Origin of the sequence: Cohnella faecalis, from assembly GCF_003570905.1 — a bacterium.
GTDB classification, from domain to species: Bacteria; Bacillota; Bacilli; order Paenibacillales; family Paenibacillaceae; genus Cohnella; species Cohnella faecalis.
Map to the genome: position 1 here is coordinate 267,726 of NZ_QXJM01000040.1, position 19,525 is coordinate 287,250.

Sequence of the window (19,525 nt, forward strand, 5' to 3'; positions counted from 1 at the left end):
AGCATAACGCTCGTTGCCTCCCGCCGCAACATTCTTCAAGCATTATAAGGGATGGCCGTCGAACAAATGAACGACGCTTCAACAGCTCTTTTTATAGAAAACAAGGGTCGCATGATCATTTAGCTTCTTCTGTACGCCAGTCTTCACGAATCCCATTTTTTCATATAGATAACAATTACGCTGTTCCTCTAAGATCGTCGCTAGCTCCCAAGCAGCGGCATGCGGGAACATTTCCGTGAACAAAGTAATTGATTGTTGCGCAATTCCTCTTCCCTGATATTCGGGAAGTATAAACATGGGGCTTATCCAAATCGGCGCCCCCTCCTCTTTCCAATACACACAGATTGCCCCGACAAGCTCATGGTCGGCCAGTATTTTATAGAAGCCGCCTTGGGGATTATTTATCCTTGCAATAACTCGCTCCAAGGTTTCGTTTGCCGGATTTGTTTCATAGTCCTGATATAGCTCCAATAATGGTTGGAAAGCTTTGACTTGAATATCAAAAATAAATTCCGCGTCGGCTTCCACCGCTTTTTCAAGGCTTATTTTCATCCGGCTGCCCTCAATTGGTAGTATATCCCGTCGCTTTCGGTGCGTCCCGGAACAGTCTGAGTAATCTTTATGGTCCATTGGCTAGGAAATGTTAGCTTTAATGTAGTTGAATACGCGCCGTTTTCGGCGACTAAGCTTGATGAAGTAAGCAGTGGCTTCCAACTGTTTTTCTCGAGAATGTACACTTTGATAATCGTGCCTTTGCTCAGGTTCCACACTTTAATCGTATCTTTTAGTTTATTATCCATGTAATCAAGAATCTCGATTTGGCTGTCTTCCAGCGGCGCAGAGGGCTCGGGAGAATAGGATTTTGCAGTCAAATCACTCTCTATTCCATTTCTAGAAACAGTCACATATATGGAGCCCGAATCAGGCTTTAAGCTAACCTCTACATGGGCTGCAAATAGGCCATAACCCGTTTGTTCTGCAATGGAAGATCCAAGCAAGACATCGTCGCCAATACGTGCCGAACTGTATACGTTGACTGTGTCCCCCATTTTCAACCCCGAAACCGTCACTGTATCGCTGCTCCCGTATCGATTGATTACGGTAATGACGCTTGCGAGAGGAGCAGCGGGCGGCGCTTCCCGGTACGATACTTGGACCCGGGCGCTTTCGAGGTAATCTTTACGAATAACCGATACGTAAACCAAACCCGCGCTCAAATCTTTGCTGAATTGAGAGAGCGACACCGTGATATCGGTTCGTCCGCTGGCTACTGGATTCGAAGTCGCCAAAACCAAGGATTTAGGAGTCGCATCTTTATAAACCTTAACCACATCGCCGGCAGCCAATCCGTTCACAATGACAAGATCGGGCTTAACCAGATTGTTGATCGCTACGACATCTTGAACCGGCTCGGATGGCTGTGCCGTATATGCCTTTTCCGTCGGCGAGCTTTCTATTCCCTCTTTTGTCAGCGTCACGTAAATCTTCCCTGCCTTACCGGTAGGAAGTTGGAGCGACACTAAGGCGGATGGCTTGGAGCCGATTCCAGAGAGCGCAGCCTCGCCCGTTGCTAACAAGTCCGTTGTTAACACGTCACTGTAAATCTGAACCTTATCGCCTATCGCCAATCCGGTCACTCGTACCGTATCCTCTACTCTATCATTCGTCACTGCGATTGAGCTAATCGCCAACCCCTGGGGCGCTTCTTGCGGATAAGTCGCGACGACTTTTGCACTTTCCAGATATTCGCTGCGGATCACGGATAAATACACCGTACCCTCGCGCGTTCCTAATTGAGGGAGCGTAATCGTTACGCTGGATTGTCCGTTGGCTACCGGCTTCGAAGTCGCAAGCGTTGCAAGTTTAGCGCTAAATACCTTGACAACATCCCCTGCGGACAAGCGTTTAACCGTTATCGAGTCTGATGATGTTTTGTAGTTATTACGAATCAGAATATCCCCATCGGGACTGTTGAGTTGATCCGTATTCAACGGTACGGACGGTTCGGCCAAATACGCTTTGAGGGTCCGGCCGCTTTCTCTGCCATTCTTCGTTATGCTAACGTATACAGTGCCTGCCTTATGGCTAGGCAGTTCGAGATAAACCGTACAAATCTTTTTCGAGCTTGCGGATGTACAGGAAGGCCCCGCGACGGAAGACCCTAGTAGAGTACCATCGTTCAATTGATCGTAGACGGAAATGACATCGTTATCGGTCACTCCCGTGATCGAAACGCTGTCCACATTGCCAACAGAACCGGCTGCTAATCGATTGTCTACAGTAATGGCCGTCGCAGACGGACCGGCAGATGGCTCTGCGTTATACGAAACCTCCAACCGTTCACTTTCCGAGTAACCGGCCTTAATAATTGTTACATAGATACTGCCTGCCGTTTTTCCCAGCTGGTTGATGAAAAGCTGCGCGTCCCCGGCGCTCGTTACCGTAGTTTTTGCTAAGGACGATTTCGTTGTATTATCCTTGTAGACCTGTACGGTGTCGCCAATTTTAAGCTGCGATACAACGACGGAATCTTTGATTGGAGACAAATTATTGTAAATCCTGACGGATCCGTTACTCAACTTGGCCGAGGGCTCTGCTGCGTAGCTCTTTGGCGTTTTTCCGGATTCATTGCTTCCGCTGGTTACGGACACATAGACCGTACCAGCAAATTCGCCTAGCTGCGGGATCGAGACTCGAGACTCGTAACTCCGGGTACCGGGCACTATCGTCGCAGTTCCTTGCGCAATCGGAATCCGGTCGTTTAACTCGCGATAGACTTTTACCGTATTCCCGCTAGCCAGCCCCTTCACCGTCACAATATCTTCGATTCCGGTTGCATTGTTGGTGACCGAAATATTCGCCGAAGCCGGTCCCGCCGCCGGTTGCGTCACAACGATGCGGCAGGTTGCTTCTTTATGCTGATCCGCTGTTACGACTTTAATGATGGCGGTTCCCGCTTTTAATGGAGTAATGACACCATTCTCATCCACTCGTGCCACTGCAGGGTCGCTGCTGCTCCAGGTAATCGTTTTATTCGTTGCATTACTAGGCAAAATTCGTGCCGTTAACGCTACGGTGCCATCGCCGGGCTTTAACGTCATTCGTGATTGATCAAACATGATCCCTTCTACATGATTAACGTAGAAATTAATAGAGACCTTGCGCTCTAACGTCACCTTACTTGTAACATCTATCGCTGTATAGGCTACTTTCTCTTCTTTTATATTCGTTACCGTGAACGTGACTTGTCCATTTTCATCGGTCAACTCGCCCTGTATAGGCCTAATGATGGAACTTCCCTCGCCTTGCGTCAACCTTATCAAATGGTTGGGAATTCTATTGCCTGTGCCATCTCTTAGCGTAACTGTCAATGTACTGCTAGATTCCCCTGTCGATTCTACGTTAGTTTGCGAAGACTCAAATAACGAGCTTACCCCGTTTGCCACACCGATAGTAAATCTAATTTCAGCTGACAGCGCAAAAGTCGTATTGTCTATTGAATCATGCGCTGTGTAAGTTACGGTTTCGGCTTTTCTATTGCTCACAAAAAAACGAGCTTGCCCGTTATAATCCGTATACCCTTCCTTTTCCGGTGAAATAATGGAATTGCCTTCGCCTTGCGACAGGGAAACTTTGCGGTTAGTAATCGCATGATTGCCGGAGTCCTTAAGCGTTACCGTTATGATGCTGGTTGATATGCCATCCGCCGCGACTTGCGGCAACGATACGGTTAACGTTGAGTTCGCAGAGGTTGCTAAACCCTTCACAAAATAGACTCGAGGCCTATCCAGCATAACTGTATTGGACAACCTTTCAACTGACGCAGAGTACATGACCGTTTCCACGTACTTATTGGTTACGGTAAAAGTTGCCACTCCGTTTGCATCTGTTAATCCGCCGTTAACGGGCACTATCTTGGAGTGTGTTGAATCGTCTTGAGATAGAGTAACTTCCTCATTAGGAATTGGATTCCCAAAATAGTCTACCAGGATTACGGTTACCCTACTGTAAGCATTGCCGTTCGCTTCAACCTGAGCGTGCGAGACGGATACTCTTGAGCTCATCCAATCGAATAATCCCGCATTAAACACAATTTGCGCCGATTGGGCCAGCGTCACATGATCTGTCATATCAGTCAACGTATAAGTAACCTTTTCGGCTTTCGTACTCGTTACCGTATACCAAGCCTGTCCTTTAGCGTTCGTCCGTCCTCCATTCAAAGGCGTAATCACGGAGCTGCCACCTCCTTGCGACAGAACGAGCACATGACCTGACATAGGACGATTTAGTGAATCTATGAGACTAACCGCTAGGGTAACTTGAAATCCACTACCGACATTCACGCTTGAAGCTGAAGCTGTCAGTGTGGAACCGTCCCGATCCGTCAAACCGATTACCTTTATCCGGCTTGTCGCCGTCATTCCTTGATCCTCGGTCGTTACAGTAATGATCGTGGTTCCTGCCGCCAACGGCATAATCAATCCATCACTGCCTACTACCGCAACTTCAGGGTTGCTGCTGGTCCATATCAACCGCTTGTTCGTAGCTCCTTCGGGCAAAACGGTCGCTTTTAAGCGCGGTGAATCTTTACCGACTTTAAGAGTCAACTCGCTTTGATCCAAGGTTACACTCGTAACATCGCGATAAAAAATAACTTGTACCGTTTGCGCTAATGTCGTCTGGTCGGTAGAATCAGTCGCTGAATAAACTACGGTTTCCGGCTGGTTGTTAGCCACCGTAAAAAAGGCTTGTCCATTTGAGTCCGTGACTCCTCCGTTTATAGGAACAATAACAGAAATGCCGCTTCCTTGCGTGAGGGCAATAACATGGCCCGGAATCGGAGTACCCGCGCCGTCTAAGAGAGTAACGGTTAAGGTCGTATTGTCCGTTCCGTTTGCTTCCACATTTGAAGACTCTGTGGCCACATGGGCATTCAATGCTTCAGGACTGAACGTAATTTGAACCGTTTGTTCTATTGCTTTTTGTTCCGTATCATCCGTAGCCGTGTATGTAATAGTCTCGGCAACCGTGCTTCTTACCAAAAACGAAGCTTGTCCGTTTAAATCGGTCACTCCGCCGCTTATAGGTAGAACGATGGAATTTCCTTCACCCTGGCTAATGTTGATTAAGCGTTGCGGAATGGGGTTGTTGTGCTTATCTCTCAGCATTACAGTCAAAGTACCGCTTGTCGTCCCATTGGCGGGCAAAAAGGTGGACGATGTCGTAAGCCGTGAGTTCGTTGTATTTACGGCATCCGCTGTAAACGTGACAAGAATGGATTTCATGACTGCCACTTGATCTGTAGTATCTATCGCGGTGTAGTTTACATTCTCCGCCTGCGTACTAACTACGATAAACGAAGCTTGCCCACCTGCATCCGTCACCCCATTCAGCGGGGTAATCGCAGAGCTTCCATCTTGCGATAAGCTCACGGAGTGTCCTTGAACCGGACGACCTTGTTTATCCGTTAGCTTTACCGTGAGAACCGATTCGCTTCTTCCATCCGCCGATGTTCTGGATACGGAAGCAGACAAATCGGATAAAGCGCTATCTGTTGTACCGAGGGCAAGCAAAGGAACGTATTGCCTCTCCGTCGTTTCTCCGTTACCCAGTTGACCGCTCACGTTGTATCCCCAAGCCCAAATATCGCCATCCGCCTGTATGGCTAAACTATGGCCAGCACCTGCAGATACCGTAATTGGATCATTGATAGTACTAATCAATTCAGGATAAATGCCAAATGAATATTGTGCGTAATAGTTTAGGGACCATTCCCATACCGTACCGTCACTTTTTATAGCAAGACCGTTATCGCTGCCTGCCGTTATGGATTTGACATCGCTAAAGCTACTGCCGTTATTATTTTTCATTTGCCAAGGGATGCTTTTACCCTGCCCCCATACCCAGACGGTACCGTCGGTCTTTAAGACCAAGCTATAATATTTACTTGCAGCTACCCCCTTTGCATCAGATATATTATTTACTTTAATAGGAATATTGACGTGATAAGAATAGCTAGGCCCCGATTGACTATACGTATTATCTCCCCATGCCCATACCGTTCCATCATTCTTCACCGCGAGGTTATGATTAAGTCCCGCTGCAATGGCTACTACATTGTTAATTGTTGATACCTGCGTAAATTCCCTACTATCTGAACCGTTTCCTAATTGCCCGGCATTATTGTAACCCCAAGCCCAAACGGTTCCATCCGCTTTTAAAGCCAGACTGTAAAGCGATCCTGCGGATATGGATTTAACATCACTAAGATTGCTTACTTGAACGGGAATCGTAATGTAAGCATTCGAATCCTGATCCAAGTATCCTGCTACCCCGTAGACATTATCTCCCCATGCCCAGACCGTACCATCGCTCTTTAGGGCAAGGCCATGTGTATCTCCAGCCGCAATGGCCGTTATATCGCTAAGGCCACTCACTTGAGTTGGGGTGAGACTGTCCGTTGTCGTCCCGTTCCCCAATTGACCCTCACCATTGTAGCCCCAAGCCCAGACCGTACCGTCAGCCTTCAATGCGAGGGTAAATTCCTTACCGCCATCCACCTGGACATACCCTCTACTTTCCGAGGGATGGATAGAATTAGCTTGTGCGAACGGAACTGGCAAAATAGAAAATAACAATAGTGCAGTCAAACATATGGATGCCCATTTTGTTAATCTTGATTGAGTCACATTAACTACCTCTTTCTTTCATCGCAAATATTTAGTTCTATTATCCTATGTAATGTATATTATTGGCAATCCTATTCATTTAATATAAATAATAAATAGGAGGGACATAATCATAATTCGAAGGTTCTTACAGCGTTCAACAGCTACTGAAATAAGAAAACCGCCCGCCGCTTGGCCAATAAGGCTAAGCAGCGGGCGGTTGCTATTTTGCGTTGAAAGATCGTTATTTACGGGGCAATTGCGATATAAATCTCGACGACGGTTTCGTTGGGATTGGCAGAGCGTACGTCGTAGCGTTCGAAGTCTCCGGTAAAAGTACGCTTGTAAGAGCCTGTTTCCGCCCACTCCCAGATGTGCTGCCACAGTTCGACGACCACTTCGACCACCGGACCGCGACGGGAAGTGAATATGGCATAGCGCGATGCCGGCAGATCGACTCTCGTCCACTCTTCCGGAACGTCTTGCTCGCTGCCTATCCGGCAACCAACCGTAATCTGGTAGCTTCCGTTGACCCCATCGGAATAGTTCGAATAGCATCCGTAGCTGACATGCGGTTCGTCTCCGCTCGAAAACAAGCTTTGAAGCTGATCTTGCTGCCAGAACCGCTCCCATAGCTTAGCGATTTTTGCATCCGGCCCTCTCTCGGCTTCATTCGCGGTCACGCCTGCAAGCCCTGCAATAGAGAACGCATCAAGCTGTTTCACTAGAGGCTCTACAATAGGTTGGGAAAAAGCTGCAACGGCACCGGAATCGTTGTCCTTGTCAGCTTCCCGTTGCTGTCCCCTCCAGCGCTCCAGTCCAGGCAGTTGATGCTGCAACAGCTCGCGGGCATGTTGCTCATCCATTCCTTCCTCCACCATATACGGAATAGAAGCCTCAATCATACCTTTCAGTGTAAGATCCGGCTGTACAAAAGCCCCGTCTTGATAGCAATAGGTGCAGTACTTGTCTGTTTTTGCCCCATCATGCTCCGTACCGTGTACTTCTTCGCTTGCCACCGGCATGCCGCAGCTTTGGCAGAATAAAGTTGCAGTTGTCATATTCAATCACTCCTGTATTGAGATGAGATATGACGCCAGTATAATCCTCCGAACTGGACAACGTACTGTCATGTTATAAATCACCGGAATAAATATCGGCTACTCGCTGAGCGGACTGTCGAATGATATTCCTGATATGAGCAGGCTCCAACACCTCTACTTCAGATCCGAAGCTTAAAATAAAGCCGTAAAGCCAGCTATCCTCCGGAAAACGGGCCGTAGCCCGCCATTTACGCACCTCTCCAACGGTCTCGGACTCCAGTGATGATATGCCAAACCATTCCTCGGCCAGGTGTCTGGCTTGATCGGTGAATCGAAGGACGACGTCGGTTGTATTTTCCGGTGTATACCATTGCTTGACGACCAGAGTGGGATTATCGGTCTCTGCATCTGCCCGTCTGGTAAATGCCGCCTCGGTTATGACAGTGTCCTTCATGCGTTGCAGCTTGAACAGGCGGTAATCATTGCGCTGGCGACAGTAAGCGTAGAGGTACCAGCTTCGTCCCTTCATCAACAAGGTATACGGCTCGACAAGCCGTTCGCTGACTTCGCCCTTGGCATTATGATATTGAAACCTCAGCAGTCGCTGATTGCTAATGGAGCGCTTGACGGTACTTAACATCGCTTCAAGCTGTGGATAATGCCCCCAAGGGGAGAGGTCTACGAGCAATTGGCTCGACTGCTCTTGAAACGCCTGCTGCCGCACAGCCGGAATAATGCTGCGAATCTTCTCCATGAGCATCGCGCTGTCGGCACCATCCCCTGCGGCGAAGGACGTAATGCTGCGCAAGGCGGTCACAATGGCCGCGCATTCCTGGTCGGTCAGCAGGTGGCGATCCAGCCTGTACCCCTCCGCAAGCCCGATGCCTCCGTTGCTGCCCTGATGAGTTACGACTGGAATGCCGGCCAGCCCTAGCGCCTCGATATCGCGATAGATGGTTCTTACCGACACTTCGAACCGTTCAGCAAGCTCCTTCGCTTGAACCATGCGATGATTAATAAGGATGATCACGATATTTAACAGCCGTTCCAGCCGCATGTTGAGCCTCCATAGTTTCGACTTTTACTAAAACATTAATCAAAATAAAAAAGAGATTATTCTGTCCATGTGGAATTCATGTAAATAAAAGGTTTTATTCAGTATACATCGAATATATACACATTCTTATATACTCGATGGAGGCTATCATGATTATTCCAGAAATTAAGGTGAAGTGGGAGAAATATGTTCTGACTATGCTCATCGCAGCTGTAATCGCGATCGGCATGACTTTCTCAGCAGCTTCGGCGGATGCTTCTTCTGATCGCGTAGTAACCGATGGGCACACGCCGGAAGAAATAATTGCGAAGTGGGATGAGTACAAGCCGACCTTCTCCGGAGATCCTTTTCTCGTCAAACCGAATGTAACCGCCCCTTATGCGACGGGAAAGCTTAATCCCGCATTCATACAAGACGGGGTCAATATGGCGAACTTTGTAAGATTTCTTGCAGGACTTCCGGATGATCTGGAACAAGATCAATCGTTGAACGATCAAGCGCAATACGGCGCAGTCGTGCTGGCTGCAGTAGATACATTAACTCACTATCCTGCGAAGCCGAAGGACATGGATAGCGGCTTCTTCGAGATCGGCGCCAAATCGACTAGCAGCAGCAATCTGCATGCGGGATTAACGAAGCTTCATCAGACGGTGCTTGGTTATATGAGCGATAGCGACTCGACCAACATTGACCGGGTCGGCCATCGCCGTTGGATATTGAATCCTCCTTTGAAGAAGGTAGGTTTCGGTTACGCGCTGAGTAACACTGCAACAGCCTATTCACCGATGCAAGTGTTCGACAAAAGCGGAGCGAAAACCTCGGCTTCGCCGATAACCGCCTGGCCTTCCCCGGGAGCGTTCCCAATGATAGCCTTTGATTTCGGAGATGCTTGGTCGGTTAACTTAAATAAAGAACAATACGAAAGCCCGACCCTGAATGAGGTTAAAGTTAATTTAAAAAGGATAACTGACGGAAGAGAATGGAACTTCGATTACAACGATAAAGGATCGCCTGACATGAGCCGCAATTATTTCAACGTAGAAGGCTCAGGCTTTGGTGCCGGAAGCAGTATTATTTTCCGGCCTGCCGATGCGGGTGCTCCTAGTGATCAAGATGTGTACGAAGTGAAGATCGAGGGGATCAAGACGATATCCGGAGAAGCTGCGACGATCAGCTATACGGTGTCGTTCTTTGACATTCCCGGCAAAGACAATGCAGCCGAATATTTGGCGCAGTGGCGTCTGCCAAGAGAAGCCAAGAGTCAGCTGCCGATCAAATTCAAGAGCAGCACGGTAGAACAATGGGTGCGACTTAAGCTTGGAATTAACCAAGCTGTAATTACCGAGGCCGCTCTGAGCAGAATTTCTGACTTCTATTTCGATTACAACAATGGAGATACCTCTCTGGATGAGGATATTTTGCCTAAGCTGACGGGATTGCGTTCCCTTAACTTTCAATCTCTCGGAGAGGCAGGAGTTGCTCCGATTGCAAATCTAAGGGGATTGACGGAGCTGTCTGTTGCAACATCGTTCGCAGAAAAGCCGATCCACGAATTGCAATTGCTAGCGAATTTGAAGCAGTTAAACAAATTATCGCTTTACGGCTCTATACCGGAGGGAGACTTATCTCAGCTTCTCGGACAGTTGCCGAATTTGCGACAGCTCACTGTGGAGGATGATCAGCTTACCGATCTTTCCTTCATTCCGCCCACTGTTATGGCGAACCTCGTGGAATTGACGGTTACCAGTGACGGGCTGAGGGATGTTACCGCCCTTCGTTATGCCAACAAGCTGCTGAACTTGTCTCTGCAAGGAAACGATGTGCCCCTGCTCGATCTGCGGCCGATTACTTCCCTCTCAGGCTTGCTATGGCTGGGAGTTAATTCATTCGGAATTACGGATGCGGATGTCGTTAAGATTTCCAGAATGACGGGATTGACTACGCTAAGTCTGCGAAACAACCAGATTCGCGATATTTCACCGATTGCTGCGCTTACCAAGCTGGAGGATATCAATGTGTCCGGCAACAAAATACGCGATGTGAGCGTATTGTCGAAGTTACCTTCATTGAAATGGATCGATATCGGCTTTAATGGCATCTATGATATCTCTTCCGTTATGAACGCCGATTTTGATATTCAACAGCTGAGCGTCAGAGCTAACTTCCTGGACCTGACAGAAGGCGGCCGAACGAAGGTATGGTTGGACAAGCTGGCGACCAAGCCGATCTATTTAAGCTCCGTAGGCGGCACGGTTACAGGCAATACGGCTTTTTACGATTCTCAACAGCAGAATGAGCTGTGGTATTACGAATGGTCTGATCTGACGGACAGGACATTCGATAGCCGCAGTCTGGTCGTCGGGGATTCCATTCCAGCCAAGATTATCGCGAGATACGTCGATTACAATGACCAAGTCATCGATAACAGCAGCGAATGGGTCTCTTCAGATCCTAAAGTTCTAATGATCAAGAACGGCAAGATCACGGCGCTGAAAAGCGGGTACGCATCGATCAAAATCAAATGGGGCGATGTCGAGAAGAACGTCTGGTTCAATGTTATTAGCCGTCCGAACATGGGATACTACTATTCGAAAGCTTTGACCGATACGATGAAGGCACAGCTGCAGAATGCTCTTGTACTAGGAGTTGGCAACGGTACTATACTTGCCGACGGTACGCTCGAAACGACGGATGCGAAGCCTTTCGTCGATAAAGCCTCCGCATCGACGCTGCTTCCTGTGCGGGTTGTATCGGAAAATCTTGAATCAAGCGTTACATGGGACAAAAAAACGCAGACGGCTGTGGTCACTAACTACGACGGCAGCATTCGCATCGAAATCCGCATTGGCGAAAAAACGATGAAGGTAAACGACAAGGTCGTCGATTTACCCGTAGCCGCACGAATAGTGGACAGCAACACTTACTTGCCGTTGCGCGCGCTATGCGATGCCCTCGGTAAACAGATTACTTATCATAATGGCGTAATTGCAATCGCAAATCACAGCTTCTATAAAGAAGCCGAATTGTTAAACACACTCAGTAAGATGTACTCTTTGAAGGAATAGCTTCGTTCAACGTCTTCCTGCAAGCCAAAGCCCCCTTGTGAAAGGGGGCTTTGGCTTGTCTAACGAATAGAATGGAATAATTTATCTTTATTAAAAAACATTGATGAATATCTTTTTATATCATGTTAGCATTCCAAATGTATTCCATTCTATTCGAGAAAGGACAAAAACTATGAATATTACAATCGAAATTCTGCCTAAATATCGGATTGCCTATGTGCGACAAGTTGGTCCCTATGGTCCTGACAATACTCAAGCTATGGAGAAGTTAAAACAATGGGCCAAGGGGAACAATCTGCTTGCCGAATCGGCAATCATACTCGGAGTTCCGCAAGATAACCCTGAAACAACACTTCCGGAAAAATGTAGGTATGATGCATGTATTGTCATTTCAAAGGATTATCCCGTTGATGATTCAATTTGCGAAAGTGAACTTTCTGGCGGAACGTATGTTATTTGCAAAATCAAACATACAGAGGAGGATATTCAAAAAGCATGGAATGAAATTTTTGCATACTTACAAAACAGCGGATACCAAATTGACAATAAACCGATTATAGAGAGATACACGGGTGTAATGATTAACAACGATTTTTGCGAAATATGTGTACCTATTAAAGGGACTCCAGGTTTAAGATTAGCCTCCAGAAAAACTTAATGCGATAATGATTTACAACTTTTTTCTAAAAAAACCAGGGTCAAGTAATGACCGATTACTTCCCTCTTAAACACTTGATATCCCAATCTATTGTACAAGCCAATATTTTTCTCGCTGTTGCTGCCGGTAAATAGTTCAAACCTCGTAGCGGGGCAAGCTTTTTCAATCTCTTCCATCAGTGATTTGCCAATACCCCTGCCTTGATATTCAGGTTGTACAATCAGCTTCCCAATAAAGCATGTCCCATCTTTGACATAGGCTCTAACCGAACCTATGATTGTTCCATCGCTAATCGCTTTAAGCACAATGTGGCTTTCAAACTGACTTTTGAAATTTTCGATCGTTTGAACAAGCGGCTCGATCTCATAGTTGGAAATACTTTCGGCTTCGCTTCTGAACGCAAGCTTTTGGAGTGTTAAAATTTGTTCCGCATCAGAAACAAGCGCCCTTTCAATAATGACATTCATCTCGGCTCCCCTTTCTCTGCTCATCTTTTCTGCAGGACCAAGGGCAGCCCCTAGTGAAACAGTTCGGCTCCTGATTCTGCGCTTGTCTTACCTTTGATATTTGTTCTTTATTCGCATGGAACGATTCAAATGAAGGAAGTTATGCCTTGTAGCAGGCATTAGCACTAATCCGGCAACGGTTTTGCTCCCCCAATAGTCAATAAGCCACTGAGCCTTATCCTTCACTGCGCCTTGTTCGGTTAATTTGCGAAGGCGAGCGGACTCGACTTTGTTTTTCAACTGCCCCGGGCGCAGCGACTTCATAATGTCGCGGGTTTGCCGTCCAACCGCAAGCCGATATAAGAGCAACTCTTCAATGTCCATCGTCGAGCTTAATTCGGCTACTTCTTCGGTTTCCATTTCATTGCCGGAGTGGCTGGCGTTTACTTTCATTTTATCGAACCAATTATTTGTATGGAAAATTTGGTCGCTTCCGTTTACCAGAACATTCATCGTCATATCTTCAATTCTGGCGATGTGCCAAAGATGCCACACAATAGAGTTTCTCGTGTCCGGAGCATTGACAGGGTATTGGCGAAGAGTCTCTTCTTTGATCCCTTCCAGAAGATCATCCTCCATGGTCGGGTATTCCGAGTGGTCCATTGCGCGGGAGTATAATAAAGCGTGTTGCTTCAAAAACAAATCAATGGCTTCTTCATGCTCGTCCGGCTTCAAAATGATACCTGTCAATCGTTTGTGGTTGTCATTCCACGTCCTTCTCTGCTCCAGGTTCATAGGTTACCATCGCTCCCATACGCCAATTGCAAGTTCCATTTTACGGACTTATCCGGTTTGTAGTTCGAATCCTTCGTTGAAGATAATGACTGTATTTCTTTGGAAGATCACTCACTAATTATAGGGCACGCCTGGTTGTTGGGACAATCGTTTATAGGGTTCTTTCGTTAAAAATCTCGCTATGCGAGGAGACCGCCATGGAAACGCTGGATCGGTGAAGCCGACGTCAGGGGCTGTTGCAAGAATTGGATACCGCTGCGGTTTGAGCCTTCGGTTTCGAATATGGTATGATATCTAAAAGGCATGGAAAAGGGGGGAAACGAATTGAGACACGTTCGCGCGTTTCAGCGTTTGCCCTTTCTTTTTTTCCTTCTGTGCGCTTTTTTCGTCTTCAACATGCCCACCATGATGATCGGCGATCCCGTTGCGACTTCCAACAGCAGCGCTCTCGTTCATGACATGCCGAACAGCGTGAAGGCGACCAAGAGAACTTCGCCGACTCCTGCCGGCAAGCTGCTGTGGATCTCCGCGCTATTAGCCAGTCTATTCCGCTTTTTCTCCTACCCTCTGTTTCGCATGACCGCGCCGCCGCTTGCCTTTCTCCCCTCATTTTTCCTCCACAATCTAAAACGAATGCTCATGCCTCTCAAATTCACCACCTCCTACATCCCGGTTTGATACGAACTGTCGCAGCTTTTCGCCCATTGAGCGAAGGCTTGTTTGGTTTGTTCAAAAATCGGAATGCATTGGCCGTTCCGCCACCTTGGGAGGATATTCAAAATGAACCTACGCGAAATCGATCTGCCCGGAATAGGCAAAAAATTTCAAATGAAAACTCGCGGCGGAGACCAACTCGTCGTCATCGTGCATGAAGACGGTCGCCGCGAGTGCTACCATTTCGACCATGACGACCCGGACATGAGTCTGTCCATGATCACGCTCGATGACGACGAAGCCCGCATGGTTGCAGCCATCATCGGCGGCATGACTTATAAACCCAGAATGCTCGAATCGATCGAGGTCGCCCTGGACGATCTGATCATCGAATGGTATAAGCTTGAGAGTCACTACGCCTGCGTCGGAAAAACGATAGGTGAATTGGATCTTCGCAAAAACACGGGAGCGACGGCAATCGCTCTCATTGAAGCGAATCATGCCAAGCATATCAATCCCGGTCCGGAGATCGTCCTGTCCGCAGAAGCGACGCTGGTCGCAGTCGGTGAACGTCCGCAGCACAAAGAACTGAAAAAAATCCTCATGAACGGATGTGATTGATGGTATGAATCACATTGTTCTTGAGATAGGCCTGGCGATCGCGCTGATTGCCATGGCTGGTTTGCTGTCGGCAAAATTACGATTTTCCGTCATTCCGTTCTATATCCTGATCGGCATGGCCGTCGGTCCGCACTCCTTCGAGCTGTGGCATTTGGATTTCCGGTTTATCGAAAGCGCTCCTTTGATCGACTTTATGGGCAGGCTTGGCGTACTGTTCCTGCTCTTCTATCTCGGACTGGAGTTTTCCGTCGGCCGGCTGATTAAGTCCGGACGATCGATCGCGTTCGGCGGAACCATCTATATCGCGATCAATTTTACGTTGGGTCTCGCGTTCGGGTGGCTGAGCGGCTTTCCGCTTCAGGAGACGCTTGTCGTGGCCGGAATTACGACGATCTCTTCAAGCGCCATCGTCGCCAAAGTTCTCGTCGATCTGAAGCGTACGGCCAATCCGGAGACGGAGATGATTCTGGGCATCATCATGTTCGAGGATGTCTTCCTCGCCGTTTATATTTCCATTCTGTCCGGTCTGGTCCTGAGCGGATCGACATCCGTAGGCGGTGTGGTGCTGTCCGCGCTGATCGCGCTCGTCTTTATGCTTGCGATGCTGACGCTCGGCCGCAAAGCAGCGCCGTTGCTGAACAAGCTGCTGAATATCAGATCCAACGAGCTGTTCGCGCTTGTCGTCTTCTCCGGGCTGTTTCTCGTCTCCGGCTTCTCCGAGACGATTCACGTCGCCGAAGCGATCGGGGCGCTGCTCCTCGGTTTGGTACTGGCGGAAACCGAGCACATGAAGCGGATCGAAAAGCTGATTTTGCCGTTCCGGGATTTCTTCGGAGCGGTGTTCTTCTTCAGCTTCGGGCTGACGATCGACCCGACCACTCTCGGAGGAGCGGTATGGCTGTCCATCGCCGCCGTCATTGTGACGCTGATCGGCAATTTCACGGCCGGCATGCTGGCGGGGAGAAGCGCGGGCTTGTCGCACAAGGCTTCCGTCAATATCGGCTTTACGATCGTATCCCGCGGCGAATTTTCCATCATCATGGCCAATCTCGCCAAGGCGGGCGCCTTGATGACGATTATCCAGCCTTTTGCCGCGCTGTACGTTCTAATATTGGCTATATTGGGGCCATTGCTGACCAAGGAGACGAAGCTGTTATATCGCCTGTTGAATAAAGCGTTCCGTTTCGAGAAGAAATCAGTCGGCGTCGCAAACCAAAGCGAAGGGTAAGGTAACCTGATGCCCCATCGGAGTCCGTTAGACTTATAACCCGATGTTCGGGAAAGGAGGATTACCGCGATGAGCTTCAATAATCGCCTATCCGTCCGACTCACACTTGTCAGCGCGGGTTCTTTGTCCGCCGCCGCAGGGCTGGAGCTGTTTCTCGTTCCGCATAATTTGCTGGTCGGAGGGATGACCGGGATTTCCGTTCTGTTCTCCTATTTGACCGACATGAGATTGGGAGTGCTGCTGATCCTGCTTCACTTGCCTTTGCTGCTGTTGCTGCTGTCCGACCAGAAGCGTCATCCGCACACCCGGCTGCTCGGAGCCGCAGGCATATTCGTATGGTCGGTTGCCACCTTTGCGCTTCATCCCAAGCCGGCGCTGATCGATCAGTCTCTCGCTTCGGCCGCGGCCGGCGGAATCGTAATCGGCATTGGCTTCGGTCTCGTCCTCCGGTACGGCGGCTTCCTCGATCCGGTGGCGGCCGGAGCCGCGAAACGCGCGCTGCCCCGATACGTCGCTGCATTCGGCTCTTACCATGCGGCGATCAACGGCATATTGCTGCTCGCGGGAGGAATTATGTTCGGCTGGGAGGCTGCGATGCATTCTATTCTGGCGCTGGCGTTCGTTTGGCGGATGACCGTCGTCGCGCTGAACGGGTTCCCCATGACGAGAACGCTGCGAATTACGACCGAGCGGAGCGACGAGATCGGGCTGGCGCTGCGCTCCAAATTCGGCAAGGAAGTTACAATTTTGTTATCCGAGCCCGACGATGGAGGGGCGAGAAAGTCGATGCTTTGCAACGTCCACCGCTTGGAGCATTCGCATATCGTTCGTGATATCCGGGCGCTGGATCCGGAATGCGAGCTGTCCGTTCTTCCCGTGAATCAATAAACGAAGGGGTTGTCCCGAAAGGTCTGCAAGGACCAGAGGGACAACCCTTTATTGTGTAGTCGAAGACGTAACAGTGGGACGAGGTACCATTCTTTCGGCGGGAAGTGCGATCGAGAGCGCATCAGTGGGACGAGGTACCATTCTTTCGGCGGGACGCGTGATCGAGAGCGCATCAGTGGGACGAGGTACCATTCTTTCGGCGGGACGCGTGATCGAGAGCGCATCAGTGGGACGAGGTACCATACTTTCGGCGGGACGCGTGATCGAGAACGCAACAGTGGGACGAGGTACCATTCTTTCGGCGGGACGCGTGATCGAGAGCGCATCAGTGGGACGAGGTACCATTCTTTCGGCGGGAAGTGCGGCTGAGAGCGCAACAGTGGGACGAGGTACCATTCTTTCGGCGGGATGCGTGATCGAGAGCGCATCAGTGGGACGAGGTACCATACAGTCGGCGAGACGCGTGATCGAGAGCGCATCAGTGGGACGAGGTACCATTCTTTCGGCGGGAAGTGCGGCTGAGAGCGCATCAGTGGGACGAGGTACCATTCATTCGGCGGGACGCGTGATCGAGAGCGCATCAGTGGGACGAGGTACCATTCTTTCGGCGGGATGCGTGATCGAGAGCGCATCAGTGGGACGAGGTACCCTACTTTCGGCGAGAAGTGCGGCTGAGAACGCAACAGTGGGACGAGGTACCATACAGTCGGCGAGATGCGTGATCGAGAGAGCGCATCAGTGGGACGAGGTACCATTCTTTCGGCGGGATGCGTGATCGAGAGCGCATCAGTGGGACGAGGTACCATACTTTTGGCGAGAAGTGCGGCTGAGAACGCAACAGTGGGACGAGGTACCATTCTTTCGGCGGGACGCGTGATCGAGAGCGCATCAGTGGGACGAGGTACCCTACTTTCGGCGGGAAGTGCGATCGAGAGCGCATCAGTGGGACGAGGTACCATACTTTCGGCGGGACGCGTGATCGAGAGCGCATCAGTGGGACGAGGTACCATTCATTCGGCGGGACGCGTGATCGAGAGCGCATCAGTGGGACGAGGTACCATACTTTCGGCGGAAAGTGTGATCAAGTGCGCATCAGTGGGACGAGGTACCATACTTTCGGCGGAAGTGTGATCAAACTTGCAACTCCATCACTGAGTATGACGGTATCGAGAAGGTTTCAGGGGGTTGCCGTCCCTTCACCAGCTCTAACGTCGCAGCAATTAAAAACTATGCTCTGATCACCAGTTCCCCTTCTCCAGAAGGAGTCTCAAAACCGCTTAAAAACCGGGTTAGAGTGTCTTCGGTGATCGGAAACGCCGCATTAGCGTCAAAACGTTCACTCCGGATAAGAAGCCTCTGACGCAATTCTTCCGGCTGAACCTTTAAGTGAATCAGCTCCCATACACCGCCATGCCGCTCGATCAGTTGCTTGTAGTCGCTTCGTCTTTGACGCTGCCAAAAGCTGAAATCGATGACGACATGGTGTTTGGTCTGGACTAAATTCACCAACACCCCACGCAGCTTTATTTCCGATTCTTCTTTATAGGACTCATAATTCTGTTCCGGATAATCCACTCCAAAACGGCCGTGTGTGGCCCAAATATCCTCATCTATCGAGAGCCGGACAAATCCCTCTTTCTCCAGCTTCTGAGCAAAGGTGGTTTTACCCGATCCTGCCACGCCACACATCATCACAACGACGGGAGCCGCGCTCGTACGCATTTGCTGCACCAAATTTTCGATAACAACCTTTTCATTCAGCACAATTTACCATCTCCTTTCTATCGGTAATAGCATGCAGAGGCAGAATTAGACAAACGGGAGCTAGAGCTTCACTTTATAATCACGCATATCTCTAATTGAACAGCCATGCGGTTAATGGTTTATCGTCCCAGACCTGTGCTTCTATGTACCTTTCCGGGCCATAATTGCCCGAAGGGTTCCACTCCTGCGGCATTCCGAATTCATTTATGACCTGATAGATCTCATTTAACGTATATACCTGCCCCCGATACTTCTTCCCGTCCTGGTATCTCATCGTTGGAAACAAATCCCCATAGGTAAAGCTCACGGTATTAGGATCAAATTTTGTAAGGGGTATATGAAGCTCCTTGCCCTTCTCAAACCACTCTAAGAGCCATGGACATTCTCCAACTGTCATGTAATGAGGGTAACTTCGAATAGGCTTTCCGCCCTTCATAATAAACAAATCTCTTGCTTTAAGCTCGAGACTTCGACGAATCGTCAGATAGTTCATTGGTCGTTCACTCGCAAATCCCTTCTTCCGAATCCGAATTTCGTTGAGAACTTGTTCTGCTTCCGCTAGTTCTAGATCGGATAAATTACGAAAGGGGCCAGTCAATTCATCAAAATAATGACATAGAAAATATATCATCAATAAC

14 protein-coding genes are annotated in these 19,525 nt (G+C 49.1%); 6 read left to right on the forward strand and 8 right to left on the reverse strand.

The genetic code is table 11. The features are described 5' to 3' along the window. Positions 1-78: 78 nt before the first annotated feature. The 4 genes from D3H35_RS22665 to D3H35_RS22680 form a co-directional block, all read right to left on the reverse strand. A complete protein-coding gene (locus D3H35_RS22665) occupies positions 79-552 on the reverse strand; it encodes a GNAT family N-acetyltransferase (protein ID WP_119151460.1) in 474 nt (157 codons plus the stop codon). Next, a complete protein-coding gene (locus D3H35_RS22670) occupies positions 549-6,689 on the reverse strand; it encodes an RCC1 domain-containing protein (RefSeq protein WP_119151461.1) in 6,141 nt (2,046 codons plus the stop codon). The genes D3H35_RS22665 and D3H35_RS22670 overlap by 4 nt, the downstream gene beginning before the upstream one ends. Before the next feature lie 227 nt (positions 6,690-6,916). Beyond that, entirely contained in the window at positions 6,917-7,729 is an 813-nt protein-coding gene (locus D3H35_RS22675; RefSeq protein ID WP_119151462.1) for an effector binding domain-containing protein, read from the reverse strand. Between the two features lie 73 nt (positions 7,730-7,802). Continuing rightward, positions 7,803-8,768, reverse strand: a complete 966-nt coding sequence (locus D3H35_RS22680) for a helix-turn-helix transcriptional regulator (protein WP_119151463.1) — start codon at positions 8,766-8,768, stop codon at positions 7,803-7,805. Between the two features lie 149 nt (positions 8,769-8,917). Between D3H35_RS22680 and D3H35_RS22685 the strand changes: the two genes are divergently transcribed. Further along, entirely contained in the window at positions 8,918-11,833 is a 2,916-nt protein-coding gene (locus D3H35_RS22685; protein ID WP_158594229.1) for a stalk domain-containing protein, read from the forward strand. Between the two features lie 172 nt (positions 11,834-12,005). Further along, positions 12,006-12,491: an AraC family transcriptional regulator gene (locus tag D3H35_RS22690; protein ID WP_119151465.1), complete on the forward strand. Its 486-nt coding sequence runs from the start codon at positions 12,006-12,008 to the stop codon at positions 12,489-12,491. On the opposite strand, the gene D3H35_RS22695 is transcribed toward D3H35_RS22690, so the two are convergent. Further along, on the reverse strand, positions 12,488-12,958 hold the full coding sequence (locus D3H35_RS22695) for a GNAT family N-acetyltransferase (protein ID WP_119151466.1): 471 nt from the start codon (positions 12,956-12,958) through the stop codon (positions 12,488-12,490). The two genes, D3H35_RS22690 and D3H35_RS22695, sit on opposite strands and share 4 nt — an antisense overlap. 87 nt (positions 12,959-13,045) lie before the next feature. Beyond that, the gene (locus D3H35_RS22700) at positions 13,046-13,672 is read right to left on the reverse strand and encodes a DinB family protein (protein ID WP_325050133.1); all 627 of its coding nucleotides are present in this window, start codon (positions 13,670-13,672) and stop codon (positions 13,046-13,048) included. Positions 13,673-14,056: 384 nt separating this feature from the next. Between D3H35_RS22700 and D3H35_RS22705 the strand changes: the two genes are divergently transcribed. The 4 genes from D3H35_RS22705 (at position 14,057) to D3H35_RS22720 (ending at position 17,123) form a co-directional block, all read left to right on the forward strand. Beyond that, positions 14,057-14,410, forward strand: coding sequence for a hypothetical protein (locus tag D3H35_RS22705; RefSeq protein WP_147355923.1), 354 nt, complete (start codon positions 14,057-14,059; stop codon positions 14,408-14,410). Positions 14,411-14,512: 102 nt separating this feature from the next. Next, on the forward strand, positions 14,513-15,007 hold the full coding sequence (locus tag D3H35_RS22710) for a cation:proton antiporter regulatory subunit (protein ID WP_119151469.1): 495 nt from the start codon (positions 14,513-14,515) through the stop codon (positions 15,005-15,007). Positions 15,008-15,011: 4 nt separating this feature from the next. Continuing rightward, complete coding sequence (locus tag D3H35_RS22715; RefSeq protein WP_119151470.1) at positions 15,012-16,235, forward strand: cation:proton antiporter; 1,224 nt, start codon at positions 15,012-15,014, stop codon at positions 16,233-16,235. Between the two features lie 69 nt (positions 16,236-16,304). Beyond that, positions 16,305-17,123 (forward strand): YitT family protein, encoded by an 819-nt coding sequence (locus tag D3H35_RS22720; RefSeq protein WP_119151471.1) that lies wholly within the window; start codon positions 16,305-16,307, stop codon positions 17,121-17,123. Positions 17,124-18,350: 1,227 nt separating this feature from the next. On the opposite strand, the gene D3H35_RS22725 is transcribed toward D3H35_RS22720, so the two are convergent. Then, positions 18,351-18,887, reverse strand: coding sequence for an AAA family ATPase (locus tag D3H35_RS22725; protein ID WP_325050134.1), 537 nt, complete (start codon positions 18,885-18,887; stop codon positions 18,351-18,353). 91 nt (positions 18,888-18,978) lie between these two features. Then, positions 18,979-19,518, reverse strand: coding sequence for a hypothetical protein (locus tag D3H35_RS22730; protein ID WP_119151472.1), 540 nt, complete (start codon positions 19,516-19,518; stop codon positions 18,979-18,981). Positions 19,519-19,525 lie beyond the last annotated feature (7 nt).